Origin of the sequence: Paenimyroides ummariense (assembly GCF_900115115.1) — a bacterium.
In the GTDB taxonomy this organism is placed as follows: Bacteria; Bacteroidota; Bacteroidia; order Flavobacteriales; family Flavobacteriaceae; genus Flavobacterium; species Flavobacterium ummariense.
Genome location: NZ_FOVI01000028.1, coordinates 1 through 22,002 on the forward strand (window position 1 = coordinate 1; position 22,002 = coordinate 22,002).

Genomic DNA, 22,002 nt, shown 5'->3' on the forward strand with positions numbered 1-22,002 from the left:
AAAATCGAACTTAAATAAACTGAGTCCGATACAATATCGAACTCAGTTTTATAATAATTAATTTTTAATCTGTCCAAACTTTTGGGTGCAGTCCATTTTAGACACCTTCTTTTTGTTTTATTTATTGATTCTAATTTCGAACATTTTATCCCAGTTTTTACCGGTTACAAAGAATGTTCCCGTTTTTTTATTGTAGGCAATTCCGTTTAAAACATCTAAATCTGGATGTTGGGTAACTTTACTTTTTAAATCACTCAAATCAATTACTGCGTTTACGGTTCCATCAATCGGACTAAAAATACCTATAGCATCTTGAGTATAAAAGTTTGCATAAATTTCTCCATTTACCCACTCTAGCTCATTCACTGATGGTACAGTACCTCGATTTGTTGAAACCACAAAATAATCAATCAGGCTAAAATCTGTAGGATTTACTTTATATACTCGGTCACTTCCATCGGTCATATACAAGTTAGTTCCATCGTTTGTTAGCCCCCAACCTTCGGTATTTTTAAAATAAGGCAATGTTTTTTCTTTTTGCAACGATTCTAAATTATAAACGTAGGCTTCGTTATTTTTGTATGTTAACTGATAAATTTTATTATTTAGAACTGTTGCCCCTTCAGCAAAAATGGCATCGTCTAATTCATTTATTTTTATAACTTCGCCAGTCTTAGCGTTTACTTTACGAATACTTGATTTTCCTTTGGTTCCTGTACTTCTTCCTTCTCCATTTCCCGTACTTTCAATCAATATATCACCGTAAAATTCTAATCCTTGTGTATATGCTTTTATATCGTGCGGATAGGTGTTTACAATTGTATATGAATATACAGCAGGTTGAACATGCGATAATACATCGATTTTAGTTGTAGTTTCGTTCGCTTTTCCTTGGCTGTAAGCAATTGCCTTAATGTTTTGCAGACCGTGTTTTTCGTTAGCCAAATTGTAAGTTAACAAAGCATTTGCTTTAACTGAACCTATTTTTTTATCGTTTATGAAATACTGAACAGAATCGATTTCGTTACCAGCATCGCTTTTTAACTGTAAAGTGACATCTTCTTTTAAGGCATAAGTTTGTTTTAAAGAAGAAAATTCAAATTTTTCGATTTTTTTATTATCGTTACAAGCAATAAATAGTAATGATAAAGTAAAGAAAGTTAAGTGTTTATACTTTTTCATGGATTTTATAATTAGATATACAATTATACAACCCTTTTTTTATTTGGCAAAAGACTTGCTAAAATATAATTTGTTTGTATATTTGCAACGGCAAGTCCTACACGACCAGCTCCTGCAGACTCCTCCAGGGTGGGAACACAGCAAAGGTATGTGGTTGTAGCGGTGCGATGTAGGTCGCTTGCCTTTTTTTAATCAACCTACTTTGGTTGATTTATTTTTTTACGATATTACGTTATTACTGAAATAAAATACTTTTAAACTATACAAATATTATACAATTTAAAAAAAATAAAAACGCATTAATCTAAAAATCAATGCGTTGTGTTTCATTTCTGTGGAGCCGCAGGGAATCGAACCCTGGTCCAAACAAGCAATCAAAGAGCTTTCTACACGTTTAGTTTTTGTTTAAATTTTCGTTGTAAAGCTTTGCCAAAAACAGCCACTTTACCCTTAACCTCTTAAAATTTCGGGTAACTTCCGAGGTGCTATCTACCCTAGATTTATTTTTACGGTTCCTTATTACAAAACGCCATAAATCAAGGCTTTTTTAAGGAATTCAGCTTTCCTATCTAATAGGACAAAGGCTTGATCTTACTATAATTCAGAATTAAGCAGCTAAAGCGTAGTTTTCTTCGCCGTGTAAAAAAAGTTCATTCATGATATTAACGAGCTGTGTATGAGCGCTCGACGTGCTTACTTTTCAATTCCACCTGCTGTCAAAACCGATCGGCCCCAAAAAAGTTGGTACAAAATTAATAAAAAAAATCCTGCCAACCAAGCAGGATTTATCATTTGAATCTTTAAGTAATCAACAAAACAACATATACGTTCTAAACCTAATCTAACCTTATTAAAACGTGACAACTTAATATTCCCTAATTATTTTTGCCCAATAATTTATTAAATATTTTGCGATTCAAATGTTGTACAAATGTATAGGCAAACTATTAATAAATGGTATTGAGATTGAAAACTTAACAAAATGTGAGCAAAATACTCACTTTAAAATTACATTAAGAAAGATAACCATGCTGAATTGCTGCTTTTACCAATCCTTTATCGTCTTGTACATTTAAAACTTGCTTCATTTTTGCAATGCGTTTTTGTATGGCGCTGTATGATATTGGTATTATCTTATCTAATTCTATAATTTTATATCCTTTTGAAAGTAAATATAAAATCTGTCTGTTATAATCGTCAATTAACGATTTATCGTCTAACGATTCATTAAAGGTTTCTTGAACAAAATCGCTGTAAAACTTATCGTGATTCAGGACATTTTCAATCAGTTTTTTTAAATTTTCTGGTGTTAGTTCGCCTTTTGTAAAAAAACCTTCGGGCTTTACATTTTTGATAATATCCAAAATAAAAATCTTTTCGGTATGCGCCGTTAAAATAATAATTTTGCAATACGGAATAACCTTTCGTACTAATTTTGCAACATCAATTCCGTTTTTAATGTTTTTTTCATCGTAAGGCGGAATATTAAAATCAATTAAAGCAATATCGTTTAATTTTGCGTTTGGGTCTGTATTAAAATAATCATAAACCTCTTTGCAAGTTGTTAATTTAATAATTTTACTTTGTGGATAAATTTGTTTAATAATGTTGCCATAACCTTCTAAAATAAAAGGATGATCGTCTACAAGTACAAAATTCATAAGCTTATAGTTTTAATAAGTGTTTAATTTGATTTTTATTCTAAATTAAAGCCTATTTGTCCGTCTTCTTCAATAGTCAAGTTTTTTTCATCGACCGTATCAATAAAATCCTGAGTTGCTTCATTTTCAGTAATTTCTTCTTCGTAAGGCAACGATTCCAGCAAATTAATCAATTTAATTTTATCGCTTGTAAGCTGATTTCCTTGCGCTTTAATTCCTTTTACCGAAATAAATTCTTCAAAATTAACCGTTAGCGGATCTTTTTCAACACCTTTAACTTTAGCAAAAAGGATTTCGGCAACCGGACGATAATCTGTTGAAACGATTTCTAAACGCGAATACGGATGTTCTGAAATAAAAACCTCTTCTTTAGTGATGGATTCTATAAGGAAACGTTTTACAAAATACTTGTCTTTTTCCGGATCGAAATAAATACACGAAATAGGTTTTGTAGGAATCCACTTTTCAAGAACAATTACATCATCGTCGAAATGCGTGGTTAACTCGGGAACAATTGTTTTGGCTTTTCCGCTTTGTGTAATAATCAACAAGCGGTCCTCAGGCTTGAATTCTCCTAATAATTCACCTCTACCATCAACATTTAAACGGTGAACGGTATCATCAAACCATACTTTTCGCGGACGAAGGGTTGATATTCCTTTTTCTTTTAGTTCGATTTTTTTAATAGGATATTTTGTAACAGTATTACCTTTTGATACCCGACCTTTTATCAGTAAATCGGCAAAATCTAAATCGAATTTCAGCTTTTTAACATTGGTTAATTGTCGTAATAAAATAGTAACCACTTCAGCTTCGCCATTTGGGTTGCTTGAAAAATAAAGCACTTGAGAGCCCGGTTTTTCTTGTGTTAAATCGTACACTTTGTCACGCGTAACCCCCGATACGTTAAATCGTTTTACGTATGAAGCGCCTGCTTTACCATCGCGATAAATCATATTGTAAATGGTACGTTTATCGTTTTTGTTGAAAACTGCCGCATGAATAATGTCTTTACCAACAAATTTTTTCTCTTCTATTTTTGATACAATCATGCTTCCATCACGCAAAAACACAATTACATCGTCAATATCAGAACAATCGCCAATATATTCATCTTTACGCAAAGCCGTACCAATAAAGCCTTCTTCTTTATTTACATACAGTTTTTGGTTACGTAAAACCACTTTTGTGGCTTCGATATTATCAAAATTGCGCAATTCGGTTTTACGTTCGCGACCTTTGCCGTATTTTTCTTTTAAAGTTGTGAAGAATGAAATGGTGAAATCGATAATATGTTCGATGTTGTACTTAACTTTTTCGATATCGCCTTCTAAAGCATCTAGTTTTTCTTGGGCTTTATCTAAATCGAAACGGGAAATACGCTTAATTCTGATTTCGGTTAATCGAACAATATCATCTGTTGTAACGGCACGTTTTAAATGTTTGGTATGCGGTTTTAATCCTTTATCAATAGCCTGAATCACCCCTTCCCAAGTTTCTTCTTGTTCAATATCGTGATAAATTCTATTTTCAATAAAAATACGCTCTAACGATGAAAAATGCCATTGCTCTTCTAGTTCGCCTAATTCAATAATCAGTTCTTGTTTTAACAAATCAACGGTTCTTTCTGTTGATTGTCTCAACATATCGGAAACTCCGGTAAATAAAGGTTTATTGTTCTGTATCACGCAACCTAAAGGCGCAATTGAAACTTCGCAGCTTGTAAAAGCATATAGCGCATCTATGGTTTTATCGGGTGACACCCCTGCCGGCAAATGAATTAAAATCTCAACTTCAGACGATGTATTATCCTCTACCTTTTTAACCTTAATTTTTCCTTTTTCGTTTGCTTTTAAAATACTATCAATTAAAGTAGTTGTTGTGGTAGAAAAAGGTATTTCTTTGATTACTAACGTGGTTTTATCTAATTGAGAAATACGTGCGCGAACACGAACGCGTCCGCCCCGAGCACCATCGTTATAATTAGAGACATCGGCAATACCAGCTGTTGCAAAATCGGGATAAATTATAAACGGCTTTCCTTTTAAGATTTTGATCGATGCATCAATCAGCTCGATAAAATTGTGAGAAAGTATTTTTGTTGATAAACCAACGGCAATTCCTTCGCCACCTTGTGCCAGTAATATCGGGAATTTTGCCGGAAGATTTATTGGTTCATTTCTACGACCATCGTACGAAAGCTGCCAAGGAGTAATTTTTGGGGAATACAAAACATCTAACGCAAATTTGCTTAAACGCGCTTCGATATAACGCGATGCCGCAGCTTCGTCACCCGTTAAAATATTTCCCCAGTTTCCTTGTGTATCAATCAGTAAATCTTTCTGGCCAACCTGCACCATAGCATCGCCAATACTGGCGTCACCGTGCGGATGGTACTGCATAGTGTGCCCAACGATGTTTGCTACTTTGTTGTATCGTCCATCGTCTAACTCTTTCATTGAGTGCATAATTCTGCGTTGAACTGGTTTAAAACCGTCTTCAATTGCAGGTACAGCACGTTCTAAAATTACGTACGAAGCATATTCCAAAAACCAATCTTCGTACATACCTGTAACCTTCTTTATGGTTTCTGCTTCTGCGCTTTCTAAACTGTTATGATCCAATTCGGGTTCGTAACTGTTTAATTCAGAATCTTCGTTATATTCTTCGTTATTCATTTGAATAATTATGTTTTATCAATCTTCTTTTTGGTAACCTTCGTAATAATAAGACTGCTCTATTCCTTTGAAAATAATTTCGCGGTTATGTATATCATTGGTTAAATTTTCGGCGAGCAAAGTTCTTAACTCCAAATCGTTAACCGGACTTCGTTCCATTGCCTGCAAATAAAGCGTTTTATCTACAAACTGCCAATTAACTACTTTTTTTAAACGATTTTTTAAAATTAAATCAAGCCAAATACGCATGGTTCTTCCGTTGCCTTCCATAAAAGGATGCGCAATGTTCATTTCTACATATTTTGCAATGATTTCTTCAAAAGAATTTTCGGGCATTGTTTCTATTTTTGTCAGAATTTCGTTCAGATACAACGCCGTAGCAAATCGAAATCCACCTTTTGAAATATTTAGCGTACGGATTTTTCCCGCAAAATCGAAAAGATTATCAAAAAGATATTTGTGAATTTGCTGTAAACCTTTGGTAGTACCAATTTCTATTTCATTAATAAATCCGCTATCAAATAAACGATACGCATTTTCTAAACTTTTTTTATCAATGTTTTTCATTTCTAAATAATTGGCTTTATTTTACTCCACCTTGTCTAATTCAACTTTTAAATTATCAATGATAAACTCTTGTCTATCAGGTGTGTTTTTGCCCATATAAAACTCCAATAATTTTTCTATAGATGATGCTTTGTCCAACATTACAGGCTCTAAACGAATATCTTCCCCAATGAAATTCTTAAACTCATCGGGCGAAATTTCTCCCAAACCTTTAAATCGGGTAATTTCGGGTTTTGGTTTTAGTTCTTCAATGGCATCAATTCGCTCCTGTTCGGAATAACAATAAATGGTCTTTTTCTTGTTACGCACACGGAATAATGGCGTTTGCAAAATATACAAATGTCCTTCTTTTATCAATTCGGGAAAAAACTGCAAGAAAAAAGTAATCATTAACAAACGAATGTGCATACCATCCACATCGGCATCGGTAGCCAAAACAATGTTATTGTAACGCAAATCTTCGTAATCTTCTTCGATATTTAATGCTGCTTGCAATAAATTAAACTCTTCATTTTCGTACACAATTTTCTTTGTCATACCGTAAGTATTCAAAGGTTTTCCACGTAAACTAAAGACAGCTTGCGTGTTTACATCGCGCGATTTTGTGATAGATCCCGAAGCCGAATTTCCCTCGGTAATAAACAACGTACTTTCTAAACTGCGCGGATTCTTGGCATCGGTTAAATGCACACGACAATCGCGTAGCTTTTTGTTATGAAGCGATGCTTTTTTAGCTCGATCTTTTGCTAGTTTACGAATACCAGAAAGTTCTTTACGCTCACGTTCTGCCTGAAGAATTTTTCGCAACAAAGCATCGGCTACTTCTGGATTTTTATGCAGGAAATTATCAAGATTTGTTTTGATAAAATCGTTTACAAACGTACGAACAGTTGGCAAATCGGGTCCCATGTCGGTTGAACCCAACTTTGTTTTAGTCTGCGATTCAAAAACAGGTTCTTCAACCTTTACAGAAATAGCAGAAACAATGGATTTACGAATATCAGACGCTTCGAAGTTTTTATTGTAAAATTCCTTTATTGTTCGAACAATAGCTTCTTTAAAAGCCGTTAAGTGCGTTCCACCTTGTGTAGTATTTTGTCCGTTTACAAACGAATAATATTCTTCGGAATACTGCGTTTTACTATGTGTTAAGGCAATTTCAATATCATTTCCGGTTAAATGAATAATCGGATAGATCATATCTTCCTCCGTAATTGTTTCCTGCAATAAATCTTGCAATCCGTTTTCGGAAACAAATTTTTCGCCGTTATAAATTATCGTTAACCCTTTGTTTAGGTAACAGTAATTTTTAAGCATGCGAACGATATAATCGTTACGGAATTTATAGTTTTTAAAGATGGTATCATCGGCTGTAAACGTAACCTTTGTTCCTTTACGTTTAGTGGTTTCTACCTGATCTTCTTCTAAAGTTAAATTACCAGCACTAAATTCGGCAGCTTTTTGCTGGTTATCGCGAACTGATTCTACACGAAAATACGACGATAATGCATTAACCGCTTTAGTACCAACTCCGTTTAATCCTACCGATTTTTTGAAGGCTTTAGAATCGTACTTACCCCCAGTGTTCATTCGGGAAACCACTTCAACAACTTTTCCTAACGGAATTCCACGACCATAATCGCGTACCGAAACCGTACGGTCTTTAATGGTAACTTCAATGGTTTTGCCGGCGCCCATTACAAATTCATCGATACAGTTGTCCAACACCTCTTTTATCAATATATAGATACCGTCATCGGGCGATGAACCGTCGCCTAATTTACCAATATACATTCCCGGGCGTGTACGAATATGTTCTTTCCAATCGAGCGATCGGATGTTATCTTCAGTATACTGAGATTCTTGTAGCATAAAATGTAGTGAATTTCTGTAAAAATACAGAAATTATTACAGATTTAAAAGCATTTATTTTTGATTTGAAGCTAATTTATCATTAATCTCATCATCGGTTTTTGCAAACTTAACTTCTTCTTCCTTATAAATAACTCTAACCGTGTAATTGTTTGGCTGAATGGGTTTTCCGTACATTTCGGAATAGTTTTTTGTGAACACTGCACCAAAATATAATATGATTGCCGAGTAATAAACCCACACTAAAATCACTAAGACCGATCCGGCAGCACCATATAAATCTAACTGAGCCGAATTACCCAAATACAGACCAATTGCCCATTTACCAATCATAAACAAAACGGCTGTAAAGCCCGATCCAACGGCAGTTTCTTTCCATCCCAACTTTCCGTCGGGTAATGTTTTAAAGATAAATCCGAAAATTATGGTGATGATGACTGCTACCACTCCGGTATTGATCCATGAGGCAATAAGAACGGTATCGTCATGAAAAAGTCGGCTTAATTGATCGTACAAATAATCGATTACCGAATTGATCATTAAACTTACCAACAAGATAAATCCTAAAGCACCAATCATTGAAAACGAAAGTAACCTATTCATTACCAAACGAATAATTCCTTTTTTAGGTTTTGGTTTTAGTTCCCAAATGTAGTTGATGGAACTTTGAATTTCGGCAAAAATTCCCGATGCTGAAAACAAAAGTGTTATAGCACCCACAATTGCTGCAATACTTAAATTGTTTGATAATTTTATGTTTTTAATGGCTTCTTGTATTTGAAACGCTGCTTTTTGTCCGACTAAATTTTCAATTTGTAGAAAAAACTCGCCACGAACAGCTTCTTCGCCAAAGAAATATCCGGCAGAAGTAATAATTAAAATCGCCAAAGGCGGTATGGAAAATATAGTATAATAAGATAACGACGCACTGAATTTCATGCAGTTATCACTTAAAAATTCGTTTACAGAAACTTTGAATAAATTGAATATCCCTTTAAATTTTTCTTTAATCATAGCGGTGATTGTTGATGTATTTTACTTTAAAAGTATCAATTTTAAATTGAATTACTAAATTACAGACATAAGATTTTATTGAATGATCTGTAAATATTCAACATAATGAAATTGTGATCTACAAAAGATGCAATTACATTAATTACAATTAAATAAACGGAACTACTTTGTAAGGATTAAAAGCGTTTATGCCGTCGATTATTTTTCCGCGATCATAACAATCGTACCATTTTTTGGTATTAGAATCAAAAAACGACAAAACGTTTGAATAGATGTTGTTTAGTTTCCAATTAACTAAATACAATCCCGACTCTTCTGGCAGGCATTGCGGATACTGTTTCCATTGAACTAATCTCATAATACATCGTTTTATAATTAAAAATAATAGCTAAATATTACCTTATTGTTAGGTATTTAATAATTATAAGTGATTTTTATTATGCTTTAAAGGAATATACAATATAGCAACTTTTTAATTAACATCAAAAAATTATGTTACAAAAAAAAACACTCGGTTGAGTGCTTTTTAAATTATAATGAAAATTATTTATACTGTTATTTTCTGTAATGATAAAAAATACCTTTATCCCAAAGAGTGAATAAACTGGCTTTTAAATTGGCAGATTTTAGCACGTTGTTTGCCCAAGTATTGCAGGTGTAAAACAAATTATATTTGCCTTTTGCTTCGTAAAAAACATCGTTTAAACCATAATTTTGATCAGTTTCAACAAGAACCAACTTATTATTTTCCATATCAAACCTGTTCAAAATGTATTTGCAAAGTCGCTGGTATTGTTCTTTGTTCAGTTTAATTTCGATGCAATCATCGCCAGTAGCCAATTTATCGTAGTATGTAACATGCATGGCAGATTCGCTTAAACCAAAAGCCGCATTGAATGCAACCGATGCTTTTAGATCTTTCCATTCGGGTGTTTGCAGATAAAAACCTTTATCGCCCCAACCAAAAGAAACCCATTGAGCCGAAGTTTGCTTTCCGGGAGTTAAAGAAGGATCTAAATACGTGCGCCAATCGTAAGCTTCGTTAAAATAAGGCACCACAATATCGGTATGTACACCATTGGTTAAAATGTAGATGGATAAATTCTGATCTTTATATTCAGACTGGTCTTTATTCACAGGAATGTATGCTGCGCCGGTGGCTAAAAGTAAATAAATAACCAAAAAACCGACAGCTAATAACAAATATCCCACAATTTTCTTTAGTGTTTTCAAATACAATTACGTTTTATGCCACAATTTACAAATAATTTATTTACAACAATGTAATTATTTTTGTGCGATATATTCCTGCTTAATTTTTATAAAAGTTTTATTGGTAGATACTAATTGATCGATGAAATACTCTTGAACTTCATCATAATCATCATAGTTTAGGTGCTTAGCCCAAGAATCATTCTCTTGTATTTCATGGATTTTTTTCAGGATTTTAGCGGTGTCGGCAGCAGATCGATACACGACATTTTGTTGCTCACCATTTTTTTTATGATTGTAGGAATAATTGTTTTCGCCTACTTTTTCTATAAAATACAATGGCAATCCTTCTTCGTTATTGTAAAAATGCTGCCAACTGCAAAATCCCCAATAATTGGTTTGCTGTTTATGGTCGATATTCTCCAACCGCCAACGACAATTTCCTACTCTGCCCCAATGGTTAGAATATCTGTAAACACCATGATTCGTAAAAAAATAGCTACTGCCATGTTTGCTTACATAATTTGCTTTTACAAAATCATTGGGTTGATTTGTTTTAGTAAATACCGCAAACGTGTTTTTAAAGAAGTTAAAACGATTGTACATGTTAGAATTTTAATCTATAATCAATACTTATTACATGTTCGTAATCAAAACCATTACCTGTTGTTCTAAAACTATAAACAGACGGATTGTATCTTATACCAACAAACATTACAGAAGTTAACTGATAATTAATCAATGACGACAAACCTATTGTTGAATACGAAGCGGATGAATAATTTCGTTCGTCATCGTCCCAAAACTGTTGCATTGAAGACCAAGGAAGTGCATATTCATAATCGGTATATATACAAGAAATACCGTAACTGTATTCTAAACGATTTATTTTATGAGCTTTTCTAAAAGAAACATCTAATTTTCGGGCAAGTACATCATGACCAGACCACCAAAAATCATCAAACTGATTAACTCTGTTTGATAATTCTAACGTTAAAAATCTGTTTTCTTTGTAAAAATAATCGCCACCAAAACCAAATCCTACTCCACCAACAAAATTATTAAATTGCTCAATATTCGGATTTTTTTTAGAAAAACCAATTAAAGACAAAGTGGGTGGTGCAATAAAAAATCTAAATTTACCAACAGCTGGATTATATCGTTTAAATTCTTTTTCTTGATTTCGTTTTAGCTTTTCTTGATTCATTAAATCTACCCAATATCCTACACCAAAAAAAGGCGATGTTACCAAATTGCCCAAATAAAAAAGCGGACCAGATTTTCCCAGTACAATCGTATCAAATTGCTTATTATCTGATTGATAAGACAATGTTACCGGCTTTTTACTACGCAATAATTTAACTTTAGCCGGAAGCGAATAAACAGAATCGTTTACGGTAACCGTAGCTTTTTGTGCATTTGAAAACACATTTATTGTTTGTGTTTTTGTTCTGAAAATAGTACTGCACGATGTTAAACAAACCGCTAACAGTATTGTGGATATTTTAAGTAGTGTTTTCAATTATTATGCTTTTAATATTTTAAAATGTAAAATGTTTATAATTAAAATTTCAATCGGTAATCAATGCTTATAACATGTTCATAATCAAAACCACTACCGCTACTTCTAAAACTATAGATTGAAGGGTTGTAACGAAGACCAATAAACATTATTGATGATATTTGATAATTAGCAAGCGAAGAAAAACCAAGTGTTACATAATTCTTCTTTATTCCTATACGGTCATCATCTTCAAAAGTCATTAAAGGTTTTATTATATTTTTTTCGCGTGGAAGCTTATATTCAAAATCGGTATAAGTAAACGAAAAACCATAACTATATTCAAAACGATTCTTTTTAAATGCTTTTCTAACAGAAAGATCTAATTTATGAGCATAAACATCGTAATCAGACCAATAAAAAGGATCAAATTGATTGGCTCTGTTTGATATTTCAACAGAAATAAATTTATTTTCTTTATAAAAATAATCGGCACCAAAGCCAAAACCAATTCCACCAACAAAATTATTAAATTGCTCTATATTGGGATTTTTTGACGAAAAACCGATTAAAGATAAAGTTGGTGGTGCAATAAACATTCTAAACTTACCAACTTTGGGATTGAAACGCTGAAACTCTTTTTCTTCCCTTTTTGCTAGTTTTCTTTGATCGCTAAAATAATTCCTTTTAAAAACAGAACGAATTTCCTCTATCTTATCATTGTCTGTTATATTTTTTCTTATAATGTATTCTTCGGCTCTGTTTTCATATACTTTAGCATTGGGGTTATCGTTAAAAAAGATATTACTTGGATAGCTAAAACGTTTTTTGTTAGTTAGATCTACCAAATATCCAACTCCGAAAAAATAAGTAGTGGTAAGGTTCATTGATTTAAAAACAGGAGATAATTTGCCGTTTACAATAGTATCTAATTGTTTATTTGCCGATTGATAACTTATGGTAACAGGCGTTTTGTCTCGTAAAAGTTTTATTTTGGCAGGCAATTGGTAAATCGAATCGTTTACAGTTACTGTAGCATTTTCTGCATTTGAAAAAACATTTACTTTTTGTTGTTTTCTATGTAAAATAGTACTGCAAGAAGTAAGCGTTAAAACTGAAAAAAGTAATAACAGTTTATAATAGTGTTTCATGGTGTTTTCATTTGCACCAAATGTAGAAAAAAAGTTAATAAAAAAGCCGAATTTAACATTCGGCTCTTAAAAACGGTTTAAACATTAAAGCGGAAATGCATTACATCGCCATCTTTAACTATATATTCTTTACCTTCGACACGCAGTTTTCCTGCTTCTTTTACTTTAGCTTCAGATCCGTAAGTTACATAATCGTTATAAGCAATAACTTCGGCACGGATAAATCCTTTTTCAAAATCGGTATGTATAACTCCGGCAGCTTTAGGAGCAGAATCTCCAATATTAATTGTCCAAGCACGTACTTCTTTAACACCTGCCGTAAAATAAGTTTGTAAGTTCAGTAACTTGTAAGCGGCACGAATTAAAACCGATGATCCTGGCTCTGTTAAGCCCATGTCTTCTAAGAAAACCTGACGCTCTTCGTAACTTTCCAACTCGGTAATATCGGCTTCGGCTCCAACAGATAAAATAATTACTTCGGCATTTTCATCTTTCACCAACTCTTTTACCTGTTCAACATATTTGTTACCATTTACTGCCGATGCTTCATCTACATTACAAACATACAATACTGGTTTAGATGTAATTAATTGAAAAGATTCAAACAAAACTTCTTCATCATTATTTTGTGGAACTACTGTTCTTGCTGATTTTGCTTGCAGTAAAGCTTCGCGAATACGCTCTAACAAAGCTGTTTCAACTTGTGCTTCTTTGTTACCTGTTTTAGCTGCTTTTTTTGTTTTTTCTAAACGTTTTTCAACGGTTTCTAAATCTTTTAACTGCAATTCAATATCAATGGTTTCTTTATCACGAATAGGATCTACGCTACCATCAACATGCACAATATTATCATTGTCAAAACAACGCAAAACGTGAATAATAGCGTTACATTCGCGAATATTTCCTAAAAACTGATTTCCTAAACCTTCGCCTTTACTAGCACCTTTAACCAAACCTGCAATATCAACAATATCAACAGTAGCCATTTGCACGCGCTCTGGTTTTACCAATTCTTCTAATTTATTAATTCTAGGATCTGGTACGTTTACAACCCCAATATTTGGTTCGATTGTACAAAAAGGAAAGTTGGCACTTTGTGCTTTTGCGTTAGACAAACAGTTGAACAAAGTTGATTTTCCTACGTTTGGTAATCCTACAATACCTGCTTTCATATAGTTGTGCTATTTTATATCGATTTTTAAAACGATGCAAATATATCGTTTTTAATTGGATTTTTTAGATATATTAGCTTTCTGTATCTATAAGAAAAATTATGCGCTATCAATACAAATTATCAGAACAAGATTTTTTAATTCACACGTTATATTCTGTTTCAAAAAACCCATTACAAAAAAAGCAGGTAAGAAAAACTATCATTTATTTAGTGATTGCATTTTCTGTTCTTTTAATTAACGTTTACAATCAAAATTCAACTAAAGTATTTATCGTATTCGTACTTATTTATGCTTTTATTATTTGTTTTTATGTTTTCTTTCTGAATAAATTTTTTATTAAAAAGCATTATAAAAGATCGAATAAGCAAAATTTAGGCTTAAGATTTAACAAAGAAGCCATATTAGATTTTAAAGATGACTTTATTGAAACCAGTGGAATGGATATTAAATTAGAAATTAAATATGATGCTATTGAAGAATTTAATGAAATAACTGATTACTATTATTTTAAACTAAAAACCAACGAGCGCTTAATTATTCCAAAAAGAGAAATACATAACAAAGAGTCTTTTCTTGAAATGGTAGAAAATCTTCAAAAAAAATATAATTTTAAAATAACCAAAGAGTTAGATTGGAAATGGTAATAAAAAAGTGAACTCAAATTCGAGTTCACTTTTGCTATAACGTATTATTGTTTTTACTTTTTGTATGTTTCAGCAACCAGTCGTATAATTCTTGATGTCTATAAAGATCTTCAACACTTCCGTGATTTCCACCTTTAACAACCTGCAATTCTATTGGCGCTTCTTTATTACATTTTTTAACCGCATTTACAATTTTCTGCGATTCAGATAATGGTACAATAAAATCTTTATCGCCATGAATTACTTTAATTGGAACTTGAGCCAGATTACACGCATCGTTTACATCGCCACCGCCGCAAATAGATATCGCTGCTGCTACCCTATCTGGGTATTTACCTACATATTTCATTGTTCCGTACGACCCTAAACTCATCCCAGTAACATAAATTCGGTCTTCATCAATATTGTAGGTTTTAATCATATAGTCAACAATTTCATCTACTTTCACAGCACTCCATGGTCCAGATGGTAATTGTGGCGCAACCAAATAAGCCGGAATATCCAACCCTTTTTCTACACCTTTTAAAGCTCCATAACGTTTTACGCGGTCAATATTTGTACCCGACAAACTTTTACCGTGTAAAAACACAATTAACGGCATTTTATCTGTAGGTTGGCTTGGTTCGTTCAACCAGAAATTATAAGTAGTCTTGTTTAAAACCGCTTTGGGTTGGGCAAATATATTGATGCTTAAAAACAGAAATAAGACTTTAAAAATGGTTTTCATTGACAATTTTTAAAGCAAATATAATATTATTTATCCTAAACGGAATGATGTCATTGATAACGATCCGCCAACATATTCATCGTTAAAAATAGAAACATCGTCTTTATCATTCATTAAAGCCAACGCATATAACACAGGATAATAATGATCGGGTGTTGGAATTGCAAGTCTTGCAGGTTCACCCAATCGATCGTATTCAATTAAATCTTTATGGTCTTTTGAAAGGATTTTCTTCTTAAAAGTTTCATTCAAACTCTTTGCCCAATCAAATCCAAAACCGGGTTCTGCCATATTGTTCCAATCAATCATTCGCAAATTGTGAATCATATTTCCGCTACCAATTACCAGAACGCCTCGCTTTCGCAAATCATACAATTCTTTAGCTAAATTGTAATGATAAGTCGCTGGTTTGTTATAATCGATACTCAATTGCAAAACAGGTACATTAGCATCGGGAAACATGTGTCTGACCACAGTCCAAGTTCCATGATCTAATCCCCAATCATGATCCAAACCAACATTGGTTGATGTGATCAATTTCGCAGTTTCTTCTGCCAAAAACGGACTTCCAGGTGCGGGATATTGTACATTGAACAATTCTTGAGGAAACCCACCAAAATCGTGAATTGTTTTGGGTTCGCTCATTGCTGTAACCAGCGTTCCTTTGGTAAGCCAATGTGCAGAAACCACCAAAACGGCACACGGTAAATCAATAGTTTTACCAATTTCCTGCCATTTTTTAGAGAATATATTTTGTTCAATCCCGTTCATTGGCGATCCGTGACCTATGAAAAAAACAGGCTGTAATTTTTCGCGTACTTTGAACTGATCGGTATAATTTTTAAAATTGTTCATAAATAACATTTATCTTATACAAATTTCGACACTTCTTTCAATTATATTCTTAATTTAGATTAATATGTTACCAATAAAAATCAGATTTAATCTAATGAAGAAATTTTTCACAATCATCATACTTTTTGTTTCAAATTTAATTACAGCACAGAATTTTGCAAACGAAATTACTATTGTACAAAATGATATAAACAAAATCATTACAAAGGAAAATGAGCGGATTATTTTAAAAAAGCGACCGTTTACTATTCAGTTTCAGAGTAAATTTCACAATTCTAAAAGAAAAATTTTAACGGATTAAAGGTAACTATTGTAAAAAACGAATCTGATTTACCAGTTATTGAAGAAGGAAATCCCATAAATTTGATTCCATTTTTTGAAGAAGTTTCTGCGGTATTGCCAGATAGCGACGGTTTTTATTCATCGGCGTTTATTAGCGATTATGTACATCACTATTTATTTTATGAAAACGATACAAACAAAAGTATTCAACTAATTTCTAAGAAGAATGAAATTGGCTTGTTTGAATGGACTGTTAATCGATTTTATTTGGAAGGAAAAGAATTTCCAATTGAAAGTCTGAAAGAAAACAAACTGACTTTTATTCTTCTGAACGATTTCAATTCAAACAAAATAATTGATGCTGACGAATTACGAATTGTAAGAATTCAATTTGATTAATTTTAGAATTTACGGAGCCAAACGCTCTATCTTCCAATCGCCTGATTCAAGCAAAGTATAACGAATACGGTCGTGTAAACGATTTGCACGTCCCTGCCAAAATTCAATTGATATTGGTTTTACTAAAATGCCACCCCAATTTTCAGGTTTTGGCACTTCGGTATTTTGATATTCAGTTTCTAAACTCTTTAATTTTTCATCTAGAAATTCTCTATTAGGAATAACTGTACTTTGTGGGGAAACAACTGTTCCAATCTGACTTCCTTTTGGTCGAGAATGAAAATATCCTTTGGAATAAGCTTCGGTTTGTTTTTCTGCAATTCCTTTGATGATTACTTGACGTTCTACCGATGGCCAGAAAAAAGACAAGCAAACCTGTGGGTTTTGTAACAATGCTTTCCCCTTTTCCGAATCGTAATTAGTAACAAATGTAAATCCGTATTCATCGTACTTTTTAAGCAAAACAATGCGCGATTTTGGAAATCCGTCCAATCCAATCGTTGAAACAGTCATAGCATTCACCTCTTCTACTCCACCAAATTCTTCGGTTTCGTAAAACCATTTCTGAAACTGCATCATTGGGTTTTCATCAATCATTGATTCCAATAATTCACTTTTTTCGTAAGATTTTCTATAATTACTTAAATCACTCATCATTTCTAAAATTTAAAAACCAAACCATCGTCCGCTAAAAATGTAGATTCAAACACCGTATCAGCTTCTTTTTTGAACAAATCAATATCGGAATATCTTGTGGAATAATGTCCTAAAATTAAATTTTTAACATTGGCCTTCTTTGCAATAGTTGCTGCCTGAATGGCAGTTGAATGACCAGTTGGAATACATTTTTCAATATCCTGCTCCAAAAAAGTACTTTCGTGATACAGAACATCAACGTTTTCAATCAGCGGAATAATTTCTTCATTATAAACCGTATCCGAACAAAAAGCGTACGATTGTGTTGGTAGCGGATCAAAAGTTACGGTTTCGTTTTCAATAACAGTTCCGTCTTCTTGTTTTAAATCGCTGCCTTGTTTTAGTTTGTTAAAATAACAAACATCGATATTTTTTTCTGTTGCAGCATCAATATTTATTCGACGTAAACCCGGCTTTTCTTTAAACAAAAAACCGTTAGTGTACACGCGATGTTTTAACGGAATAGTATAAACCGCAATTTTATCGTCTTCAAAAATCAGTTCCGATTCATTCGATTCCAATTCATGAAAAAACAGATTGTATTTTGTATACGATTTACTCAATTTAATTTGCAGCAGAATGATATCTTTTATACCTTTTGGTCCGTAAATATGCAGATCATTTGGGCGGTTTAAAAGAGAAAATGTAGATATTAACCCGATCAATCCAAAGAAATGATCGCCATGCAAATGAGAAATAAAAATTTGATTAATGCGTGAAAATTTAATTTTATGCTTTCGCAATTGTACCTGCGTTCCTTCTCCACAATCGATCAAATACATTTGATTGTTGATTTCTAAAACCTGCGATGTTGGATTTGTTATGGTGCGCGGAGTTGCCGAATAGCAACCTAAAATACTTACTTTCATTTACTTTTAATGCTAAAAAAGATTTAGAATCCTAAATCTCTTTCAATTTCTTCCATTTCGATGATATCGAAACCTTCTTGAAGTGTTGGAACAACAATTATTTCTTCTGAAACTTCGTCAAAATCAATATCTGCAACAATTACAAACGATTTTTTCTGTTTTTTCTGAAGAACTGCCAATGATTCAAAAGGAATAATTTCAGATGGACGTAATGCTACCTCTTCTAAATCTATAATGATGTTTTTATCTTTAAATACGTTTGGTTGATCGATTATTTTTTCAGCAAAATCTGTAAGATCTTCGCTACTTTTTTTAAATACAACAACGTTATTTTTCTCTTTCACTTTCATATTTTTCTTTTAAAAATACAATTATTTTATTTTAGATGCAAGCAAATAAATAACTGCCATACGTATTGCCACACCGTTTTCTACCTGATCTAAAATTACAGATTGTTGCGAATCGGCAACATCAGACGTAATTTCAACTCCACGGTTAATTGGCCCAGGGTGCATAATTACAATTTCTTTACTTAAAGAATCTAACAATGCTTTGTCAACACCGTATTGTTGGGCATATTCGCGGGTTGATGGAAAATAATTCACATCCAACCGTTCGTTTTGTACACGTAACATGTTTGCAACATCGCACCATTCTAAAGCTTTACGCAAATTTGGTTCATACTTTACACCTAAATCGGTAATATAACGCGGAATCAAGGTTTTTGGTCCGCAAACCATCACTTCAGCTCCTTGCATCTGCAAAGCAAAAATGTTCGATAATGCTACACGCGAATGCAAAACATCGCCCACAATAACAACCTTTTTACCTGCAACTTCACCTAAACGTTCGCGAATTGAAAAACTGTCCAATAAAGCTTGTGTTGGATGTTCGTGTGCGCCATCACCAGCATTTACAATACTTGCCTTTACGTTGCGCGACAAAAAATGAGCCGCACCCGGATTGCTGTGACGCATTACCACCATATCAACTTTCATTGAAAGGATGTTGTTAACGGTATCAATCAGCGTTTCGCCTTTTTTAACAGAAGACTGTGCTGCCGAAAAACTGATCACGTCTGCAGACAAACGTTTTTGCGCTAGTTCAAAAGACAATTTGGTTCGGGTACTGTTTTCGAAAAAAATGTTGGCAATTGTTATATCTCTTAACGACGGAACCTTTTTTATAGGACGATTAATTACTTCTTTGAAATGATCTGCTGTTTCAAAAATTAAATTAATATCATTTTTGTTGATGTATTTAATACCTAATAAATGGTTAACGCTTAATTCTTTCATTTTGAATTTGCTGTTGTGTTGTTTTAAATTATGAAGGATTAGATATCAGATAAACTTCGTCTGCAGGTGCATCTTCGTTTTTCCACTGAACTTTTACTTTTTCGTTGTTGAAGGCATCAACCTGGCGACCACGATAATCGGGCTGAATTGGTAAATGTCTGCTGAATCTACGATCTATCAATACCAATAATTCTATTTCATTTGGTCTGCCAAACGATTGAATTGCTGTTAATGCAGCACGAATACTGCGACCTGTATGCAAAACATCATCTATAAAAACCACGTTTTTATCCTCAACCAAAAAATCAATCTGTGTTTTGTTTGCCTCTAAAGGTTTATCGTTTCTACGGAAATCGTCTCTGAAAAAAGTGATGTCTAAAAAACCTAAATCAACTGATGAAATTCCGTATTCGTTTTTCAAAATAGTTGAAATACGCTCTGCCAAAAACTTGCCGCGTGGCTGAATACCTATTAATACCGTGTTAGAAAAATCGTTATGTTTTTCTATTAACTGGCACGCTAAACGATGTAAGATGATATCAACTTCTTTGGAAGTTAATAGTATTTTTGAACTCATTGCGAAGTGTTGTTTGGCTGTAAAATTACTATTTTATAATTATTTTAGCTATTATTTGATTGGATTTTTCAGGATTGATTCCATAAAAAAATCTAACTTTTAAAAAGTTAGATTTTTTATTATTTGTCGTCATCGTCATCTTCCTCGTCGTCATCAAAATCTTCATCATCCTCATCATCGAAGTCGTCATCATCAAAATCATCATCGTCGTCGTCACTTTCATCGTCTGAATCCTCATCTTCGTCGTCATCAGCTTTCTTTTTCTTTTCAGACTTCTTTTTTGATGCTTTTTTAGATTTTTGATCGTCTTCGTCTTCGTCTATATCCAAATCCTTTACATTGATAGAATCAACCGAAGAAATATCTTCTTCATCAAAATTTTCAATTCTGTCCTGTAACTTGGTACTTACTTTTACTAAATAAATAGTATCGTCGGTTCTTACTTCAACAGCTTCAATAAGTTCACCTTTAGCATTGGTAAATTGGATGACGTCGGCATCATCATATCCGTCGGGAAATCTTTCGACTAACAAGCTTAAAATTTCGTTTGTTAATTTTGCGTAATCAACAATTATTCTCTTCATTATTGTGGTAGTTATTGTGTTTCAAAAATACAATAGCTGTGTTGTATTATGCAAATTATTTGAAACTTTTTTTGTTAATTTTTTATTGTCCTAAAATATAGGCAAATACCAATGGCGCAACAATAGTAGCATCAGATTCGATCATAAATTTAGGTGTATCGATATCTAATTTACCCCACGTAATTTTCTCGTTTGGAACTGCACCAGAGTAAGATCCGTAAGATGTCGTTGAATCAGAAATTTGACAGAAATATGACCAGAAAGGTACATCTTCCCATTCTAAATCCTGATACATCATAGGTACCACACAAATTGGGAAATCACCAGAAATACCACCGGCAACTTGGAAAAACCCTACACCTTTACCTGATGAATTTGCACGATACCACTCTGTCAAGTAAATCATGTATTCGATACCCGATTTTACAGTCGAAGCCTGTAAATTTCCTTTAATTACGTTTGCTGCAAAAATATTTCCTGTTGTAGAATCTTCCCACCCTGGGCAAACAATTGGTAAATTTTTCTGTGCAGCGGCAACAATCCAAGAATCTTTAGGATCGATCTCATAATATTGTTCCAACACGCCAGAATTAACCACTTGATATAAAAATTCGTGTGGTAAATAACGCTCTCCTTTCGCTTCGGCAGCATGCCAAACATCTTCTAAATGTTGCTGTAAACGGCGGAATGCTTCTTCTTCCGGAATACATGTATCTGTTACACGGTTAAAGTGCGTGTCTAATAACTCGCGTTCTTGTTCCGGCGTTAAATCTCTCCAGTTTGGAATTCTTTTATAGTGCGAATGTGCCACCAAGTTCATCACATCTTCTTCTAAATTTGCACCTGTACAAGAAATAATATGTACTTTATCCTGACGGATCATTTCTGCCAACGAAACACCTAATTCTGCAGTTGACATTGCGCCACCTAACGAAATAAGCATTTTACCGCCTTCTAATAAATGTTGTTCGTAACCTTTTGCTGCATCAACTAAAGCTGCTGCGTTGAAATGACGGTAATTATGTTCGATAAATTGCGAAATTGGTCCTTTCATAATT

Annotated in this window: 23 protein-coding genes and 2 other RNA genes; 3 read left to right on the forward strand and 22 right to left on the reverse strand. The window is 33.2% G+C overall.

The window, feature by feature from the left end:
• Positions 1-117: 117 nt before the first annotated feature.
• Positions 118-1,182 (reverse strand): glutaminyl-peptide cyclotransferase, encoded by a 1,065-nt coding sequence (locus BM253_RS14530; protein ID WP_091525762.1) that lies wholly within the window; start codon positions 1,180-1,182, stop codon positions 118-120.
• A gap of 88 nt (positions 1,183-1,270) precedes the next feature.
• On the opposite strand from BM253_RS14530, the gene ffs reads away from it, so the two are divergent.
• Positions 1,271-1,368: signal recognition particle sRNA small type (gene ffs, locus BM253_RS14535), an RNA gene on the forward strand.
• 146 nt (positions 1,369-1,514) lie between these two features.
• Here the strand turns inward: ffs and ssrA are convergent.
• The 12 genes from ssrA to ychF form a co-directional block, all read right to left on the reverse strand.
• Positions 1,515-1,916: a transfer-messenger RNA gene (gene ssrA, locus BM253_RS14540) on the reverse strand.
• 279 nt (positions 1,917-2,195) lie between these two features.
• A complete protein-coding gene (locus BM253_RS14545) occupies positions 2,196-2,843 on the reverse strand; it encodes a response regulator (protein ID WP_091525764.1) in 648 nt (215 codons plus the stop codon).
• A gap of 35 nt (positions 2,844-2,878) precedes the next feature.
• On the reverse strand, positions 2,879-5,521 hold the full coding sequence (locus BM253_RS14550; RefSeq protein ID WP_091525766.1) for a DNA gyrase/topoisomerase IV subunit A: 2,643 nt from the start codon (positions 5,519-5,521) through the stop codon (positions 2,879-2,881).
• Positions 5,522-5,539: 18 nt separating this feature from the next.
• Positions 5,540-6,088, reverse strand: a complete 549-nt coding sequence (gene fic / locus BM253_RS14555; protein ID WP_091525768.1) for a protein adenylyltransferase Fic — start codon at positions 6,086-6,088, stop codon at positions 5,540-5,542.
• Between the two features lie 21 nt (positions 6,089-6,109).
• Positions 6,110-7,960, reverse strand: a complete 1,851-nt coding sequence (locus BM253_RS14560) for a DNA topoisomerase IV subunit B (protein WP_091525770.1) — start codon at positions 7,958-7,960, stop codon at positions 6,110-6,112.
• 54 nt (positions 7,961-8,014) lie between these two features.
• A complete protein-coding gene (locus BM253_RS14565; RefSeq protein WP_091525773.1) occupies positions 8,015-8,974 on the reverse strand; it encodes a YihY/virulence factor BrkB family protein in 960 nt (319 codons plus the stop codon).
• Between the two features lie 148 nt (positions 8,975-9,122).
• Positions 9,123-9,332, reverse strand: a complete 210-nt coding sequence (locus tag BM253_RS14570; RefSeq protein WP_091525774.1) for a hypothetical protein — start codon at positions 9,330-9,332, stop codon at positions 9,123-9,125.
• 197 nt (positions 9,333-9,529) lie between these two features.
• The gene (locus BM253_RS14575; RefSeq protein WP_091525831.1) at positions 9,530-10,207 is read right to left on the reverse strand and encodes a TIGR02117 family protein; all 678 of its coding nucleotides are present in this window, start codon (positions 10,205-10,207) and stop codon (positions 9,530-9,532) included.
• A gap of 54 nt (positions 10,208-10,261) precedes the next feature.
• Positions 10,262-10,792, reverse strand: a complete 531-nt coding sequence (locus tag BM253_RS14580; protein ID WP_091525777.1) for a hypothetical protein — start codon at positions 10,790-10,792, stop codon at positions 10,262-10,264.
• A gap of 1 nt (position 10,793) precedes the next feature.
• Positions 10,794-11,708, reverse strand: coding sequence for a hypothetical protein (locus tag BM253_RS14585; RefSeq protein ID WP_091525779.1), 915 nt, complete (start codon positions 11,706-11,708; stop codon positions 10,794-10,796).
• Positions 11,709-11,749: 41 nt separating this feature from the next.
• Positions 11,750-12,838: a hypothetical protein gene (locus BM253_RS14590; protein WP_091525781.1), complete on the reverse strand. Its 1,089-nt coding sequence runs from the start codon at positions 12,836-12,838 to the stop codon at positions 11,750-11,752.
• A 77-nt stretch (positions 12,839-12,915) separates the two neighbouring features.
• The gene (gene ychF, locus BM253_RS14595) at positions 12,916-14,010 is read right to left on the reverse strand and encodes a redox-regulated ATPase YchF (protein WP_091525784.1); all 1,095 of its coding nucleotides are present in this window, start codon (positions 14,008-14,010) and stop codon (positions 12,916-12,918) included.
• Between the two features lie 101 nt (positions 14,011-14,111).
• Here ychF and BM253_RS14600 point away from each other — a divergent pair, with 101 nt between their 5' ends.
• Positions 14,112-14,657, forward strand: coding sequence for a YcxB family protein (locus BM253_RS14600; RefSeq protein WP_091525786.1), 546 nt, complete (start codon positions 14,112-14,114; stop codon positions 14,655-14,657).
• Between the two features lie 34 nt (positions 14,658-14,691).
• Here BM253_RS14600 and BM253_RS14605 read toward each other — a convergent pair whose 3' ends face one another.
• Both BM253_RS14605 and ygiD read right to left on the reverse strand, forming a co-directional pair.
• The gene (locus tag BM253_RS14605; RefSeq protein WP_091525788.1) at positions 14,692-15,384 is read right to left on the reverse strand and encodes a carboxylesterase family protein; all 693 of its coding nucleotides are present in this window, start codon (positions 15,382-15,384) and stop codon (positions 14,692-14,694) included.
• A 30-nt stretch (positions 15,385-15,414) separates the two neighbouring features.
• Positions 15,415-16,248: a 4,5-DOPA-extradiol-dioxygenase gene (gene ygiD, locus BM253_RS14610; protein ID WP_091525790.1), complete on the reverse strand. Its 834-nt coding sequence runs from the start codon at positions 16,246-16,248 to the stop codon at positions 15,415-15,417.
• A 354-nt stretch (positions 16,249-16,602) separates the two neighbouring features.
• Between ygiD and BM253_RS14620 the strand changes: the two genes are divergently transcribed.
• A complete protein-coding gene (locus BM253_RS14620) occupies positions 16,603-16,920 on the forward strand; it encodes a hypothetical protein (protein ID WP_091525793.1) in 318 nt (105 codons plus the stop codon).
• 9 nt (positions 16,921-16,929) lie between these two features.
• Here BM253_RS14620 and pdxH read toward each other — a convergent pair whose 3' ends face one another.
• The 7 genes from pdxH to BM253_RS14655 all read right to left on the reverse strand — a co-directional run bounded on the left by pdxH (position 16,930) and on the right by BM253_RS14655 (position 22,001).
• Positions 16,930-17,574: a pyridoxamine 5'-phosphate oxidase gene (pdxH, locus tag BM253_RS14625; RefSeq protein ID WP_091525833.1), complete on the reverse strand. Its 645-nt coding sequence runs from the start codon at positions 17,572-17,574 to the stop codon at positions 16,930-16,932.
• 5 nt (positions 17,575-17,579) lie between these two features.
• A complete protein-coding gene (locus BM253_RS14630; protein WP_091525795.1) occupies positions 17,580-18,485 on the reverse strand; it encodes a ribonuclease Z in 906 nt (301 codons plus the stop codon).
• 23 nt (positions 18,486-18,508) lie between these two features.
• Positions 18,509-18,835, reverse strand: a complete 327-nt coding sequence (locus tag BM253_RS14635; RefSeq protein WP_091525796.1) for a DNA ligase-like domain-containing protein — start codon at positions 18,833-18,835, stop codon at positions 18,509-18,511.
• 21 nt (positions 18,836-18,856) lie between these two features.
• The gene (locus BM253_RS14640; protein ID WP_091525798.1) at positions 18,857-19,783 is read right to left on the reverse strand and encodes an aspartate carbamoyltransferase catalytic subunit; all 927 of its coding nucleotides are present in this window, start codon (positions 19,781-19,783) and stop codon (positions 18,857-18,859) included.
• Between the two features lie 28 nt (positions 19,784-19,811).
• Entirely contained in the window at positions 19,812-20,360 is a 549-nt protein-coding gene (gene pyrR, locus BM253_RS14645) for a bifunctional pyr operon transcriptional regulator/uracil phosphoribosyltransferase PyrR (RefSeq protein WP_091525800.1), read from the reverse strand.
• A gap of 119 nt (positions 20,361-20,479) precedes the next feature.
• A complete protein-coding gene (locus tag BM253_RS17375) occupies positions 20,480-20,944 on the reverse strand; it encodes a DNA primase (protein ID WP_177205800.1) in 465 nt (154 codons plus the stop codon).
• Positions 20,945-21,026: 82 nt separating this feature from the next.
• Positions 21,027-22,001: a deoxyhypusine synthase family protein gene (locus BM253_RS14655; protein WP_091525804.1), complete on the reverse strand. Its 975-nt coding sequence runs from the start codon at positions 21,999-22,001 to the stop codon at positions 21,027-21,029.
• Position 22,002: the final 1 nt, after the last annotated feature.